Here is a 15596-nt window from a genome sequence, read left to right as displayed (position 1 = left end):
ATCCCCTGCTCTCTTAACCTTTCACTGAACCTACAAACATGCCTTTATTAAAATATTTTTGCATAAACGGATAGCATAATAAGAGCGGCAGCGCAGTGGCGATAACAGCAGCCATTTTTACAGGAGGACCATACTCAAAGGCCCCGATATGCGTTTCCATTGATGAATCCGATTCCAGCAGCAATTGGCGCAAAAACACTTGAACAGGCCATTTATTCGAATCGTTTAAATACAGAATGGCCGTAAAATAAGAATTCCAATGCATGACGGCATACATCAAAGAAATCGTGACGATGGAAGGTAGCGATAGAGGGATGACGACCCTGAACAGCAGTACCCACTCATTGCAGCCGTCGATTCTAGCCGCTTCCTCCAGCTCCTCTGGAATGTTGGAAAAGAAGCTTCGCATAATAATCAAAATAAAAGGGGCGATGGCACCGCTAAGGAACAATGCCCAATAGGTATCAATTAATGCAAGCTCTTTCAGAATAAGGTAAGTTGGAATCATGCCCCCGTTAAAAATCATCGTGAACAATACCATAAAGTTGAGGATGCCTCTGCCCTTAAGCCAGCTTTTTGACAAGCCGTAAGCCATTAAGCAGGTAATGACCAAATTAATGAGCGTTCCGACTATCGTAATAAAAAACGTATTGCCGTATGCCTTCAGAAAGCCGTCGCTGCTAAGCAAATAGCCATAAGAATTTAAAGTCCATTCATTGGGGAACAAATAGAAGCCCCGCGACAAATACTCTGATTTTGAAGAGAATGAGCTAAAGAAAACGTACAGGAATGGCAGCAATACGACCAACAGCGAGAGCACCAATAGCCCGTAGATAAGCAGGTTGAAAATGATGTCGGATTTTGTGCCCAACCGTTTGTTCATGCTAGTATACCCCCTCTTCGCCATACTTTTTGGCCAAACGATTGGCTATCATGACAAACGCCAGACCGACTACAGACTTAAATAATCCTACCGCTGTTGTAAAGCTGTATTCGCCCTGCAAAATGCCTTGCCGGTAAACATAAGTGTCGAATACATCCGAAACCGCCAAATTTAATGAATTTTGCAGCAGATAAATATGCTCGAAGCCCGTTTCCATCACTTGGCCAAGTCGAAGAATAAACATGAGTACGATGATCGTGCGCAGCGCCGGCAGCGTAATATGCCACATCTGCCTCCATCTTCCCGCTCCGTCCATTACTGCTGCCTCATACAGCGTTGGGTTAACGGAAGCTAGTGCCGCTAGAAAAATAATCGCTCCCCATCCCATCTCCTTCCAAATATTTTGGAACAAATACAGCCCTCTGAAATAACTGGGGTCTGTCAGAATTTCCAGTCGTGAAAATCCGTTATCAGCTAAAAGCTTATTAATGCCGCCATCCTGCGTAGCAAAGAGTACGACCGTTACTCCCGCGACAACAACCCAGGAAACGAAGTGTGGGATGTACACAACGGTCTGAACCGTTCTGGCAAACCATTTCACTCGTGCTTCGTTTAGCAAAACGGCAACGATGATCGGCGCGGGGAAAAAAAGAAACAGATTGAGTCCGCTTAAGATCAATGTATTTTTCAGCAGTCTCCAGAAGTCGGGCTCGGCGAACAAAGCCTCGAAGTGCTGGAATCCAACCCAAGAGCTTTCAAAAACGCCTACAAACGGATCAAAATCCTTAAATGCCAGTATAATTCCGCCCATTGGCGCGTAACGGAAAATAAGGAAGTAGAGCAAGCCCGGCGCAATCATAATGTATAGAGGGAACCCGCGTCTCCATGCCTTCTGCAATTAAAATGTCTCCCCTCACAGATAAAATATTATCGCGTGCATGGAGGATGGACGTCATATCCATCCCCTTGTTTTCAAATGGTCATTGCAGCTTTAGATATTGTTCATTCATTTCTTTAATAATGGCATCACCGCCGTTTTTCTTCCATGTCTCAGCCGCTTCGTCGATTGCACTGAAAGGGGCTTGTCCTACAATGACTTGGGTCATCGTTTCCATCCATTTCTGCTGGATATTCGCCCCTTTTTTGATCAAGGTTTCACTGCTCAGTCCAGCAGCGGGATTTGCCCAGCGGTACTTCTCGTTTGTTTCGAAGAAGCTTAAAATTTTATCGCCCATTTCCTGATTGTCCCATTTTCGAATTTGAATACCTGGGTCAAATCTGCGGAAAAACCAAATGGACAACAATTGTGGACGCTCCGTATCAAAAGCGCCAAGCTTCTCATACTGATTATCGCCTGTCTTCTTGTAGTGTGTGCCTTCCATACCGTTCTTGATGAGATCATATCCTTCATCAGAGAGCATGTAATCCAGCATTTCCAAAATCCGCTGCTGCTTGGCCGGATCGATCTTGGCATTAATGACGATTTTATTCGTCATGGCAGTGGTCTGAGTTGCTTGCTTGCCGTTTGGTCCCTTCGGAGGAAGCAGCTGCACCAATTCCGCCTCAGGAATCAGCTTCTGCAGCGTCGGGATCGTTGCTGAATACAGCTCGTTTGGAACGATTGAAGCAATCCCTGTCTTGCCAGCTTCCAGTTTAGCGAGGCTGTCCTTTACCTTATTAGCTGGGAAATCCTTGTCCAGAACACCCTCGCTATATGCCTTATTCATAAATTCAGCAAACGCTTTCAATTCTTCCGTTTGCAGCTGCATCGGAACCAGCTGCCCGTCAATATCACTCCAATCATTACCTAAACCGAACGCGCCTACTAAAGGTTCGATATTCACAAACCTATTATTTACAATGCCAAACGAGAATCCGGTCGTATCAGCCTGCCCGTTTCCGTCAGGGTCCTGTGTTGCGAAGGCTTTGGCAACCTCATAGAATTCATCCACAGTAGTTGGCGTTTTCAGCTTTAATGTATCCAGCCAGTCTTGGCGGATTGCCAAGGAATCACGTGTTTCCGTACCGTAATAGGGAAGCCCATAGTAGTGGTCCTTCGGATTCATAATTTCCAGACCTTCAGGGCCTAAATGCTGGGATAGGTTAGAATATTTCTCCAACTCCGGCTTGACGTCCATAAAAATGCCTCTATCCCGCCATTTGTTATATTCCTGCTCCAGAACCATAAACACATCTGGGAACTCATTGGATGCGGCCATTACATTTAATTTTTGCGCATAGGTATCATAGGGAACCCATTGTATTTTCAAGTCTATATTTAGCTTCTCATTAATCGCTTTCAGAACAGGATGATCCTCCGGCCATCCTCCGCCGGCAAAGCTGAAAGTCATCAGCTCAATACTCATCGGTTCCTTTGCGGACTCCGTTCCCTTCTCCTCTCCCTTTACTGTAGTCGTCCCTCCCTGTGAGCAGCCTATAACGCCAACCATTATTGCTGCAATCAATAAAAGCGCTTTCCATTTCTTCATGCTTAAGCCCCCTTCAATCCTCTAGATGATGTTTACACTTATAAAGTTAACGCAATTTCGAATCTTTAACCTTACCCAATCTTTTTGTTTATAGTCTTATTTTTTTAAAACATAAGAATTTATATATTCCATCGTATAAATTATCCTTCTATTTTTCGCAGAAACGGATGCCGCCTCTTGCAGAGGACGGCGAAGCCGTTTCTTCTTATAGCGTACGATAAGGAACTCGAATACTGACTACACTGCCTCTTCCAGCAAATGAATGTACTGAAACCCCGTAGCCTTCGCCATATTTGAGCGTCAAACGGGCATGGACATTCGCTAAGCCAATAGAACCTTGCATTAACGTCTCTTCATTAGATTGACGGTTGTTGAATTGTTCTTCAAGACTTAGCAGCTTCTGTTCAGATACCCCGGCTCCGTTATCGGCAATTTCGATAATCAGATCGTGCTCTGCTGTATAGGCGGTAATAATAATCGCGGCATCTCCACCTTTCGGTTCAACCGCATATTTCACCGCATTTTCTACTATGGGCTGAATACTAAGCTTAATAATCGGACATTTCAAAAACTTTTCGTTAACTCGTACTCTGCTTTCAAATTTTTTCGGATAACGAATGTGAATAATTTCCAAGTATTTGATTAACGAGTCCAATTCTTCACTTAGTGTTACCTCTTCATACGACCAGCGGGAAGCATAACGATAAACATCCGCTAGGTTATGCGAAATTTTCTCGATAAGCGGAACATCGTTTAAGTAGGCAATGCTTTTAATAATATCCAGCGTGTTATATAGCAAATGTGGATTAATCTGATTTTGAAGCGCGCGGATCATAGCTTCACTTTGCCGCAGCTGAAGCTCAACCTCTTTCACTCGATACTCTGATAGCGTTTGCATTAAGTCCGTTAATTGCTCGACCATTTTGTTAAAGCTTGTAATCAAAACTTCGAATTCCATAATGTTCGATACTTTTTTAGCTCTAACATTCAAATTGCCCATAGAAACCGATTCCATTAACGACTTTAAGTGCTTAATCGGATTGATAAATTGACGAAGCAGCAAGGGAACCGCAACCATTATACTGATCGATATAATTAAAAAGGTGATGATCGTCGACTTAATGGCCGAATTTAAACCACTTGCCATTTCCAAGTAAGGCACAATGGAATTGATATTCCAGCCGGTATAAGCGGAATCGCCAGTGGCAACTAAATAATCCACACCCTTGATATTTCGCAGGCGCATCCCTTCCGCTGAATCGGGAAGCAAATTATTTAAAGGCGTTTGGCCTAATGACTTGCCTACCCATTCTTTATTTGGATGATACACAACTGAATTTTCTTCTGAAGTAATAAAAAAATAGCCTGTCTTTCCTAGCCGGGATTTATCAAAGGTCGCCTCGATCTCAGCCAAAGAAAACTGCAAAACGAGATTGCCTATCATGTCTGTCGTTTGCTTGCTATAGATGGGGATCAGCATGCTTAACACAAAGGGACCTGTGCCTGCCAGGCGGTCCGTAGGCAAAACTCTGATCGTCGTAGATGGCACTTCAGCATACCAAGATTGTGATGCGTTTGAGCCCGATATGGAGCTATAATCATTTAATGACAAAATCCTCTTATCGTTTGCAACCAGGAAAATGTTAAGCATTTCAGGAAAATTGAAAGATACATACGTTTTCATTTCCATCTCAATGTCTCTAATATCCTCTGCAGTAGGCTCGTATTCTCCAATCAGCCAATTTTGAACCAAATCCGTATTGATCAGTGTATTCGTCGAATTTTTCATTTGCTTAAAATAAAACTCCAAATGGTGATTGAGGCTATCTGTCGATTGTTTGGTAATGGTTACAAAGTCGTCTTCGACAGCCTTGCTGTAATAATAGTGGGATAAAGAGGCAATCAAGCCAATGGACAGCAGACTCAGCCCGAAAAACAACATAATCATTCTGTGCTTGATGGATTTGAACTGAAACCATGAGCGATTCATAAGCCAAGGCTCCTCCTGTACTCATTTGGGGACTGATTCATGATGCTTTTGAATAAGCGATTGAAATAGGGAAGCGTTCCGAACCCCACCATTTCAGCAACCTCATATACTTTTAAATCGGGCTCCAACAGCAGCTGCTTCGCCTTTTCGATTCGATAATGATTCAAATAATTGACAAAGGAATCTCCGTTGCTCTGCTTGAACAGCACACAAAATCGGGACACACTGAGCTCCACATACTCTGAAATTTGGGAAAGCGTAATTTCATTCACATAATTTTGCTGGACATATTCGTATACCCGCTTCATAAGCAATCGATTTTTGCTGCTTGCCTGAGAAATATGCAGGTGTTTGGACCATTCCTCAATTAATTTATAAAAATACAATTTGACCATTTCCTGGTCTTTATTATGCACATAGTCCGTCATTTGATAGCCGGATATTACACTTTCGAGCTGCTCATTTAATTTATTTGAAAAGATACGAAAGAGGCCTGACTTCACTCCCGGATCCGGCGTTTTCAATTTCATAATGAACTGGATAATATCAGTCACTTCCCGTATCAGCCTTTGATGGTCCCAACTCTCTATATTTTCTACAAACCGTTGTATTTTATGGAGAGGCTCATGTAAATGATGTGAGTTTTGCAATCGCTCGACAGATCTTTGAAGTGCGCGCTTTAAATCATCTGCTGCTACCGGCTTCAGCAAATATTCCGTTGCTCCGTATCGCATAGCCTGCTGGGCATAGTTGAAATTCTCATATCCGCTGATGACAATTGGGACGATTGACAGTTTGTATTCGTCACATTTTTGAATAAGCGATAGACCATCCATATGGGGCATTACAATATCAGTAATGATCACATTAGGCCAAAACTCATTAATGAGATTCCACGCTTCCCTGCCGTCATTTGCCTCGGCTACAACTGTAAACCCCAAATCGAAACGCTCAATCATTTCAACAATCGCGGTTCGGATCCACATCTCATCTTCAGCTACTAGTATTTGAAACATAACTTCACCTCAGGAATAAGGATATAATGCTGTACATGACTGTTCCTCTAGGAATGCGCTGGCTTGCTGATTTTGTACAACTATACGTTCGATATTAATCAGATGTCGCAGCTCGCAAGTAACGATGCGCTCCTCGAGTTTATATTCTAACCGTATTACCTGGATCCGTACACCTTTAACGCCGTTTTCACAGTGAAATCAAACAAAAGGCTGACCTCACCAATGTGAGGCCAGCCTTCGGTTACTTACTTATTTCTAAACTATTCGTTGTTTTCCATCCATTGAAAATGGAAGCTGCCTTGTTGATCCAGACGCTCAAACGTATGCGCTCCAAAATAATCACGCTGTGCTTGCAGCAGGTTAGCTGGCAGTCTTTCTGTACGGTAGCTGTCATAATAAGCCAGTGCCGATGCGAAAGCAGGAACCGGAATCCCTCTTGTTACAGCAATCGCAATGACTTTTCTCCAAGCTTCTTGGTAGTTATCTACGATTCCGCCGAAATAATCATCGAGGAACAAGTTTTTCAGTTCCGGATCACGGTCATACGCATCTTTAATGTTTTGCAGGAAGCCTGCACGGATAATGCAGCCGCCACGGAAAATCATTGCGATGCTGCCGTAGTTCAGGTTCCAGTTGTACGTGTCAGAAGCAGCGCGCATTTGCGCGAAGCCTTGGGCGTACGAAGCAATTTTGCTCGCGAATAACGCTTTGCGGACCGCTTCAATAAACTCTTGCGCATCGCCGTCATAGCTCGATACCGCAGGGCCGTTCAGCTTCTTGCTAGCCGCTACGCGCTCCTCTTTCATCGCAGAGATGAAGCGTGAGAATACGGACTCGGTAATGATCGACAATGGAACGCCGAGATCAAGAGCGCTTTGGCTCGTCCATTTGCCCGTTCCCTTTTGGCCTGCGGAATCGAGGATCACATCGACCATCGGCTTGCCTGTAGCTGGGTCTGTTTTCGAGAAAATGTCAGCTGTAATTTCAATCAAATAGCTGTCCAGCTCGCCATTATTCCATTCGGTGAAAATGTTATGCAGCTCGGATGTGCTTACGCCGAGTACATCCTTCAACAAATGATACGCTTCGCCAATCAGCTGCATATCGCCATACTCGATGCCGTTGTGCACCATTTTCACATAGTGTCCAGCGCCGCCTTCGCCAATATAAGTCGAGCAAGCATCGCCATTCACTTTCGCAGAAATAGCTGTCAAGATCGGCTCAACGAGCTCATAAGCGTCTTTTTGTCCGCCCGGCATAATCGCTGGACCTTTAAGCGCGCCCTCTTCGCCGCCGGAAACGCCCGCGCCGATAAAGCGGAAGCCTTTAGCCGAAAGCTCTTCATTTCTTCTTTGCGTATCAGGGAAATAAGCGTTTCCGCCATCAATCAATATGTCCCCTTGGTCTAGAAAAGGTACAAGCTGATTAATCGTATCGTCTGTTGGTGCGCCTGCTTTTACCATAATCAAAATTCTGCGCGGTGTTTCAAGCGAGTTTACAAACTCTTCGACGCTGTATGCACCTACAAAATTTTTGCCTTTTGCTTCTTCCAGAAGCTCATTTGTTTTTTCTGGGGAACGGTTGTATAGCGCAACCGAAAACCCTCTGCTTTCAATATTTAAAGCAAGGTTTTTGCCCATAACGGCAAGACCAACGACCCCAATTTGCTGTTTACTCACGGTAAGCTGCCTCCCAATCCTATTTAAACTCTTTTTATAGAAAATAATGACCTTATTGCTTGTTTCTTATTGCTTCTAAACTTCCCCTATTACAGGGAAGTTTTTTTCCAATCAGCAGCAAATTTCTCCATACCTTGATCTGTAAGCGGGTGCTTCGAAATTTGCTCGATAACTGCGAATGGTACCGTTGCAATATGCGCGCCAGCCATTGCTACGCGAGTAACGTGATCCGGGTGACGGACCGAAGCCGCAATAATTTGCGCATCCAGCTGATGCGTGCGGAACAATTCAGCAATTTTAGAAACCAATAGAACGCCATCCTCCGAAATATCGTCTAGACGACCAAGGAACGGAGACACATAGGTTGCGCCAGCACGAGCAGCCAACAGCGCTTGGTTGACTGTGAAAATAAGCGTTACGTTTGTTTTTACGCCTTTTTTCGTCAGGTAACGGCAAGTTTCCAGTCCAGCAAGGTTCATTGGAAGCTTGATTGTAATGTTTTTATCGTTGTTGTTGATTTTGATCAGCTCGTCCGCTTCAGCGATCATTTCTTCAGCTGTAATCGCATTAGGCGTTACTTCTGCAGAAACGGATTCAACCTCAGGCACGATTTGCAAAATTTCAGCAATACGGTCTTCAAATTTCACGCCTTCTTTAGCAACCAAAGACGGGTTAGTGGTAACACCGGACAAAACGCCGATTTTGTAAGCTTTCTTAATATCTTCCACATTTGCAGTATCGATAAAAAATTTCATAGTCAATTACCTCCGTTTTTTGGGTTCATTTTTGATTTAGCTTCATAATCATTGTAAATATGATTTCCCTGCATTACAAATCTTACAGCAATTCCTTCGCCAGACGCACAACATTGTCCGTGGAGAAACCGAAGTAATCCAAAACCTGGTTGCCTGGACCCGACGCGCCGAATGTATCAATCGACAACACTTTTCCTTTTGGTCCGGTATAACGCTCCCAGCCCATGGAAATACCAGCTTCCATCGCTACACGCTTCGACACGGCATCAGGCAGAACGCTTTGCTTGTAGGCTTCAGGCTGACGATCGAACAACTCTCTGCTCGGCATAGCAACGACGCGAACCGACAGATTATCCTTCTCCAGCTCCGCCTTAGCATTCACGGCAAGCGATACCTCGGAGCCCGTACCGATCAGAATAACATCTGGTTGGTCGTTCGTTTCCGTCAGCACATAAGCGCCCTGAGCAACCTCTTTAATATTAGCCTTCGTCGCTTCGTAGATAGGCAGATTTTGTCTGCTCAGCACCAAAGCAACCGGACCTTCTTTTTGCTGCAACGCATATGCCCATGCACTTGCTGTTTCATTAGCATCCGATGGTCTGATTACTGTAAGCCCTGGAATCGTACGCAATGCTGCCAAATGCTCGACAGGCTCATGCGTAGGACCATCCTCGCCAACCGCGATAGAATCATGCGTAAATACATAAGTGACAGGCAGTTTTTGCAAAGCAGCCAAACGAATCGACGGGCGCAAATAATCGCTGAATACGAAGAAGGTGCTGACGAATGGTTTTACGCCGCCATGCAGCGCCATGCCATTGCCTGCTGCGCCCATCGCATGCTCACGAACGCCAAAGTAAATATTGCGTCCCGAGTAGGAATCTACAGCGAACGTTTGCTCACCGCTGATATCCGTCATCGTCGAATGCGATAAATCCGCACTGCCGCCAAAAATGGAGGACACAGATTTCACATAGTGATTAATCGCTTCGCCGCTCGCAACACGAGTGGAGATCGATTTAGAAGCATCGAACGTAAGGATATCTTCAGCTTTAAGCAGCACGGAGCCGTCGATAGCCTGCTCGAGCTCTTGGCCTTGCTCAGGGTATTGCGCTTTATAGGAAGAAAACAGCTCGTTCCATGCTTCTTCCTTCGCTGCGCCCTTCAGCTTAAGCTGCTCGAAATGAGCTTTAACTTCAGCTGGAACAGTGAACTCTTCCTCATACTCCCAGCCATAAGCCTGCTTCGTTGCTTTCGCCTCTTCTTTGCCTAGCGGATTGCCGTGCGCTTTATTCGTTCCTGCTACCTTGCTTCCGTAACCGATAATAGTCCGGATTTCAATCAACGTCGGCTGCGAGTTGTTTTGCTTGGCTGCTGCAATGGCTTCGGTAATGCCAGCAACATCATTGCCGTCCTCAACCCGCAAATACTGCCAATTAGCGGACTCCGCTCTTTTTTGAATATTTTCACCAAACGAAAGATTTAAATCCCCGTCTAATGAAATATCATTGGAATCATACAGCACGATTAGTTTGTCCAGTTTCATATGTCCCGCCATGGACATCGCCTCGTAGGAAATACCTTCCATCAAACAGCCGTCCCCAACAAGCGCGTACGTGTAATGGTCAACAACCGGGAAACCCTCTTGATTGAATTTCGAAGCCAAATGAGCTTCGGCCATCGCCATTCCGACTGCCATCGCAACCCCTTGTCCCAAAGGACCTGTTGTCGCATCGACGCCATCGGTATGACCAAATTCAGGATGTCCTGGCGTTTTGCTGTTCAGCTTGCGGAACTGCTTCAAATCATCAAGCGATACCTGGTAGCCAGATAGGTGCAGTAGGCTGTAAAGCAGTGCTGAACCATGTCCCGCAGATAAAACAAAGCGGTCGCGGTTGAACCATTTTGCATGGCCAGGATTGTGATTTAAAAGGTTGGCCCAAAGGGCATATGCCATTGGCGCAGCTCCCATAGGAAGCCCCGGATGACCGGAGTTGGCGCTGTTAATGGCATCAATCGACAAGGTGCGAATCGTATCAATAGCTAATTGATCAATGGTTTGTGTGATAGGCATATTCTATTCCTTCCTCTGTTTCGTTTTCTTGTTCCAGCTTGGAATCGAACCACCAGTGGTAGCCGTCTTGGGCAAGCAGCTCATCGGACTCGGCAGGTCCGTAAGTACCTGCTGCATAGGAGTGAAGCGGAACGAGCTTCTCCTCAAATGCTTCCAGAATCGGCTGAACCCAAGCCCAAGACAATTCAACCTCATGCCAATGGGCAAAAAAGGTAGGATTGCCGTTCAAAGCATCGTGAATCAGGTTTTCGTAAGCTTCAGGCAGCTCTCCACCGCTTGGGTGCAGGTCGATCTGAATCGGCTTGAACTCCCCATTATGCTGGGAATCCTTCGTATTTAATTGCAGCGTAATGCCTTCATTCGGGCTCATTTCAATGACGAGAAGGTTAGGCGCAATCCGATCATCCGGTGCAAGTGAAGTTTGCTTTAACGGCTCCTTGAACTCAATGACAATTCGCGTCGATTTCTCCTTCATTCTTTTGCCTGTGCGAATGTAAAAAGGAACGCCCCGCCAGAAGAAATCATCAATTTGCAATTTAGCGGCAATAAACGTATCGTTCATTGAGGTTTCGGCAATTCCAGGTTCAGAGGTATAGCCGACAACTGGCTTGCCTTGAACTTTTCCAGCTTTGTACTGACCGCGAATAACGCTTAAGCTAACATCCTGTTTCTGCAGCGGCTCAAGTGCCTCCATAACCTGCTTCTTCTTAAAGCGCACCTTCTCGGCGTCGCTCTTCTGCGGCAGCTGGATTGCCGTCATCATCAGCAATTGCAGCAGATGGTTTTGAAACATGTCTCTTAGAGCGCCTACATGATCGTAATAACCGGCTCTTTCCTCTACGCCGACTGTTTCATTAGCTGTAATTTGCACATTGGCAATGTAATGATTGTTCCATAAAGCTTGAATGACCGGATTCGTCTGCTGCAAAGCCTCAAGCCGCTGTACGATCGGTTTGCCAAGATAATGGTCAATACGGAAAATCTCATCTTCTGCAAAAGCTTTGCTCAGCTTCTCATTCAGATCACGGGCCGATTGCAAATCATGGCCAAAAGGCTTCTCAATGACAAGGCGTTTCCAGCCTTTCGCAGAACCAAGTCCACTAGCCTGTATATTGGCGGCAATCGTTTCAAAAAACTCAGGCCCCACCGATAAATAAAACAGTCGATTCGGCGAAAGCTGAAGCTCCTCTTCCCGCTTTTCAATCATGCCCAGCAGCTTTTGATAATCTTCCTTATGGTCTATATTGAGAACACTGTAACGGAACGCTTGTATAAAAGCTTTCACGCTTGCAGGGTCCGTCACTTCCCGTCTGGAAAAATCCCGAAGAGATTGCTCGACATTTGCCTGAAAAGTTGCATCCGACAGCTCTCTTCTTCCAAGACCAATCAAGGAGAAGGATTGCGGCAGCTTTTGATCGACAAATAAATTATATAAGGCCGGATAAATTTTTCTTTTGGCTAAATCCCCTGTCGCACCAAACAAAACAAACGTGGTTGCCTCCATATTTCTTTCTCCTTCCAGCATAGAGCTTTGCTGATCGCTAGTCACTTCGTAACACAGCGGCTGCATATGCAGCATGAACGTGGTTCCATCCATAAGCTCTGGTTTCTTTTTCGTAATTCCACTATAATACGTTTATCATCTATACAAGTAATTAATATATTTCAGAGGAGCTATAGACCACATCTATGATCAATAATTACGAATTGTACAAGGTTTTTTATTGGGCTGCCAAAACAGGCAGCTTGACCAAAGCTGCCAATGCCTTATATCTCACTCAACCGAGCGTCAGCCATGCGATTAAACAGCTGGAAAACAGCTTTGGCATCACTTTGTTTTACCGCAATTCGAAAGGCGTTGCACTGACCCAGGAGGGAGCAATTCTTTACTCCTATATTGAGCAATCGCAAATTTTAATCTCACGCGCCGAGGAAAAAATGGCCGCTTTGAAAAATCTGGAAAGCGGCGAGCTGCGGATTGGCGGCAGTGATTCGCTATTCAAGCATTATTTGCTCCCGTATTTGGAAAACTTTCATTACATGTACCCCGAAATCAGATTGCATCTGAATCACGGCACAACCCCAGAGGTTATTTCTTTTCTGAAAGAAGGAAAAATTGATTTAGGCGTCGTTCGTATGCCGATTGTCGATTCGCAGCTGGAAGTACGGGAAAGCATTCAACTGAAGGATTGTTTTGTGGCAGGGGAAAAATATGCTGCGCTTAAAAACGAGGTTTTGACGCTCGACAGGCTGCTTGAGCATCCCGTTATTCTGTTCTCCCGCAACAGCCGGGCACGAATGGCGATAACCGAGCTTTTTCAAAGCTACGGCTATACATTGAAGCCTGAGATCGAGGTGGGAAGCGTAGATTTACTGATCGAATTTGCGCGGAGGGGACTCGGTATTTCTTATGTAACTAGACAATTTGTTTCCAAGGAGCTGGAGGAAGGCTCGCTCTTCGAAATTCAGCTGGATGTGAAGCTGCCCCCGTCTCATGTGGGCATTATGACGATGCGACATATGCCGCTTTCCAGCACAGCAAGCCGCTTTATTGAGCTTGTGCACTAGATCATCATCGCTGCTCCGCTTGCTATTAAGCGCCTTTAAGGACGCCCATAAAGAAAAAACCAATGAGAATATCTCATTGGCTAACTCAACTAAGTCACTCGTTTCAGGCAATCATACTTACTTGTGGGTAGGACCGTTCCAAGTCAGGATACCGCCTCTAAGATGCGCGAGCTGGCTGTATCCGCTCCGGCTCAGCAGCATTGCGGCTTGCTTGCTCCGCATTCCGCTTTGGCAGTATAAGTACACTTGCCGTTCTTGGGGGATTTCACCTAGGCGCTTAGAGAGCTGGCTTAGCGGAATATTAACGGCGCCTGTAATATGTCCCCCTTTAAATTCATGGCTTTCTCGAACGTCTACTAGCTTGTTCCCTTTATATTCGCTTTTAAACTGTTGCGGTGTTAAATTTCGCAAGCCGCTGACCGGTGCGAATTGTTTGTACAGCATCCATAGCAAAAATAAGGCAAGCAATATATATATGGCATTCACTGTTATTCACCCTACCTGCTTTTTATTAAAAGCTCTACGGCTTCCTTAACCACCTTGCTGCTATCTCTACCTGCTTCCTGCTCTTCCAGGATACATTGTTCCAAATTTACCGCCACCACAAGAGCGAGCGTTTTATCGACCGCACTGCGCACAGCAGAGAGTTGACTTACGACGTCTTTACAGTTTTTTCCTTCTTCCATCATCTTGAGAACTCCGCGCACTTGTCCCTCTGCTCGGCGAAGCCGTCTTTTCATATCGTCATCATATTTCATGTGGTAACCCCCTATACGTGTATAGGTATATTATAACCAAAATGGGGGAGACAAGCATCAAATGAACAAGTTCACTTTCGCATCCGCTGCATCCCCCAAATAAGCGGCAACACCGGCGTAATCGATCCCGTCAATTAATTCTTCCTTTTGCAAGCCCAGCAAATCCATTGTCATCGTACATGCAACTAGCTTAACCCCTTGCTCTTGTGCCAGCTCGATTAATTGCGGCAGGCTCAGTACGTTGTGCTTTTTCATCACATGCTTGATCATTTGGGGCCCTATTCCGCCAAAATTCATTTTCGAAAGTCCCAGTTTATCCGCACCACGAGGCATCATTTTTCCAAACATTTTCTCAAGTATGCCTTTCTTAACCGCAATCAGCTGATCCTTCCGAAGCGTGTTCAGTCCCCAAAACGTAAAGAAAATCGTCACTTCATGATCGTAAGCTGCCGCTCCATTCGCGATAATAAATGCCGCAATTGCTTTATCGAGTTCACCGCTAAACAATACAATCGTTGTTTTATCATTCTCAGCCATTCAAGCCACTCCTTCTATTTTGCAGTTCCATGATTTGACCGCTTTGAATGGAGTCGATTCCCTTCTTTGCTTTAACGATCGGCATAGGGCATGCTAGCCCCTTCGCATTAATTACCATATCCGCCATTTGATTTTTCCTCCAGTAGGTTTTTAATTTAATTTCTAAATTACTCGTCCCATTCTACGGGTCCTTCCCACATCGACATACCAGGTATGACGTTCTTAACTTTGGAAAACCCTTGATCCACGAAAATCTGGCACGCTAAATCGCTTCTAGTGCCTGTTCTGCACACAACAGCATACTCTTCATCTGGCGACAATTGACTAAGCTTCATTTCCAATTCACCCATCGGAATGGATATCGCTCCAGGGATCCGTTGGAAACAGTATTCTGCCGGCTCGCGGACATCCACTATTTTAACGTTATCGCCAGAAGCTATTTTCTTGCTAAGTTCCTCATTGCTTATGATATGGGGATGCTTAATCTCGGGTTTAATTTCGTTTTCCGCAGACTTCCTTATGAAATGTCGGAAAACGCCTCCTTCCTCTTTTACACCAATATATAGATGGCCTATTCTAATCGCCCAACTCTGCAAATCCGCAACCGAGCCTTTGTCCGTGGCACGTATTTCAAGTACTTCGCCAGATTTCATGTCCTCCATCGCTTTCTTGGTTTTTACAACCGGCATGGGACAAGCTAAGCCTTCGCAATCTAATAAACGATTTGTTTGAATCAATACTGACATCATCTAACACCTCTTTATTTTTTATTTTCCGTACGTCATTTCTCCGTCCCAATGGGACATGCCTCCAAGCATGTCGGCTACGCTATATCCCCGTCCTCAGC

The 15596-nt window shown here is 45.1% G+C and carries 14 protein-coding genes and 1 pseudogene; 1 reads left to right on the top strand and 14 read right to left on the bottom strand.

The annotated features are described in order from the left end of the window. Positions 1 to 13: 13 nt before the first annotated feature. The 9 genes from WH37_RS12195 to zwf form a co-directional block, all read right to left on the bottom strand. Entirely contained in the window at positions 14 to 883 is an 870-nt protein-coding gene (locus tag WH37_RS12195; RefSeq protein ID WP_046230874.1) for a carbohydrate ABC transporter permease, read from the bottom strand. A gap of 1 nt (position 884) precedes the next feature. Then, positions 885 to 1781 carry an ABC transporter permease gene (locus WH37_RS12190; protein ID WP_046230873.1) on the bottom strand — a complete coding sequence of 299 codons (897 nt, stop codon included), beginning with the start codon at positions 1779 to 1781 and terminating at the stop codon, positions 885 to 887. Positions 1782 to 1863: 82 nt separating this feature from the next. Further along, positions 1864 to 3372, bottom strand: coding sequence for an extracellular solute-binding protein (locus WH37_RS12185; protein ID WP_046230872.1), 1509 nt, complete (start codon positions 3370 to 3372; stop codon positions 1864 to 1866). A gap of 205 nt (positions 3373 to 3577) precedes the next feature. Beyond that, the gene (locus WH37_RS12180) at positions 3578 to 5362 is read right to left on the bottom strand and encodes a sensor histidine kinase (protein WP_046230871.1); all 1785 of its coding nucleotides are present in this window, start codon (positions 5360 to 5362) and stop codon (positions 3578 to 3580) included. Beyond that, positions 5359 to 6378, bottom strand: a complete 1020-nt coding sequence (locus WH37_RS12175; RefSeq protein WP_046230870.1) for a response regulator transcription factor — start codon at positions 6376 to 6378, stop codon at positions 5359 to 5361. Before WH37_RS12175 ends, WH37_RS12180 begins: the two co-directional genes overlap by 4 nt. 260 nt (positions 6379 to 6638) lie before the next feature. Beyond that, the gene (gene gndA / locus WH37_RS12170) at positions 6639 to 8057 is read right to left on the bottom strand and encodes an NADP-dependent phosphogluconate dehydrogenase (protein ID WP_046230869.1); all 1419 of its coding nucleotides are present in this window, start codon (positions 8055 to 8057) and stop codon (positions 6639 to 6641) included. An 89-nt stretch (positions 8058 to 8146) separates the two neighbouring features. Continuing rightward, positions 8147 to 8812 carry a fructose-6-phosphate aldolase gene (gene fsa / locus WH37_RS12165; RefSeq protein WP_046230868.1) on the bottom strand — a complete coding sequence of 222 codons (666 nt, stop codon included), beginning with the start codon at positions 8810 to 8812 and terminating at the stop codon, positions 8147 to 8149. Between the two features lie 82 nt (positions 8813 to 8894). Then, complete coding sequence (gene tkt, locus WH37_RS12160; protein ID WP_046231105.1) at positions 8895 to 10880, bottom strand: transketolase; 1986 nt, start codon at positions 10878 to 10880, stop codon at positions 8895 to 8897. Further along, positions 10864 to 12390: a glucose-6-phosphate dehydrogenase gene (gene zwf / locus WH37_RS12155; RefSeq protein ID WP_046231104.1), complete on the bottom strand. Its 1527-nt coding sequence runs from the start codon at positions 12388 to 12390 to the stop codon at positions 10864 to 10866. Before zwf ends, tkt begins: the two co-directional genes overlap by 17 nt. A gap of 185 nt (positions 12391 to 12575) precedes the next feature. On the opposite strand from zwf, the gene WH37_RS12150 reads away from it, so the two are divergent. Then, positions 12576 to 13454: a LysR family transcriptional regulator gene (locus WH37_RS12150; protein WP_046230867.1), complete on the top strand. Its 879-nt coding sequence runs from the start codon at positions 12576 to 12578 to the stop codon at positions 13452 to 13454. A gap of 117 nt (positions 13455 to 13571) precedes the next feature. Here the strand turns inward: WH37_RS12150 and WH37_RS12145 are convergent, their stop codons facing one another. From WH37_RS12145 to WH37_RS12130, 5 genes and pseudogenes are all read right to left on the bottom strand, one after another. Beyond that, on the bottom strand, positions 13572 to 13946 hold the full coding sequence (locus tag WH37_RS12145; RefSeq protein WP_231594227.1) for a rhodanese-like domain-containing protein: 375 nt from the start codon (positions 13944 to 13946) through the stop codon (positions 13572 to 13574). 5 nt (positions 13947 to 13951) lie between these two features. After that, positions 13952 to 14212 carry a metal-sensitive transcriptional regulator gene (locus WH37_RS12140; protein ID WP_046230866.1) on the bottom strand — a complete coding sequence of 87 codons (261 nt, stop codon included), beginning with the start codon at positions 14210 to 14212 and terminating at the stop codon, positions 13952 to 13954. 57 nt (positions 14213 to 14269) lie between these two features. Beyond that, positions 14270 to 14749, bottom strand: a complete 480-nt coding sequence (locus WH37_RS12135; protein ID WP_046230865.1) for a DsrE/DsrF/DrsH-like family protein — start codon at positions 14747 to 14749, stop codon at positions 14270 to 14272. Positions 14750 to 14771: 22 nt separating this feature from the next. Beyond that, positions 14772 to 14876 (bottom strand): annotated as a pseudogene (locus WH37_RS34600) (sulfurtransferase TusA family protein); the annotation flags it as partial. Between the two features lie 40 nt (positions 14877 to 14916). Continuing rightward, complete coding sequence (locus tag WH37_RS12130) at positions 14917 to 15495, bottom strand: sulfurtransferase TusA family protein (protein WP_046230864.1); 579 nt, start codon at positions 15493 to 15495, stop codon at positions 14917 to 14919. Positions 15496 to 15596: the final 101 nt, after the last annotated feature.

The sequence above is a fragment of the Paenibacillus algorifonticola genome (genome assembly GCF_000971975.1).
GTDB classification, from domain to species: Bacteria; Bacillota; Bacilli; order Paenibacillales; family Paenibacillaceae; genus Pristimantibacillus; species Pristimantibacillus algorifonticola.
Note: the sequence above shows the minus strand (reverse complement) of the source record. Positions and strands in the feature narration are given on the sequence as shown.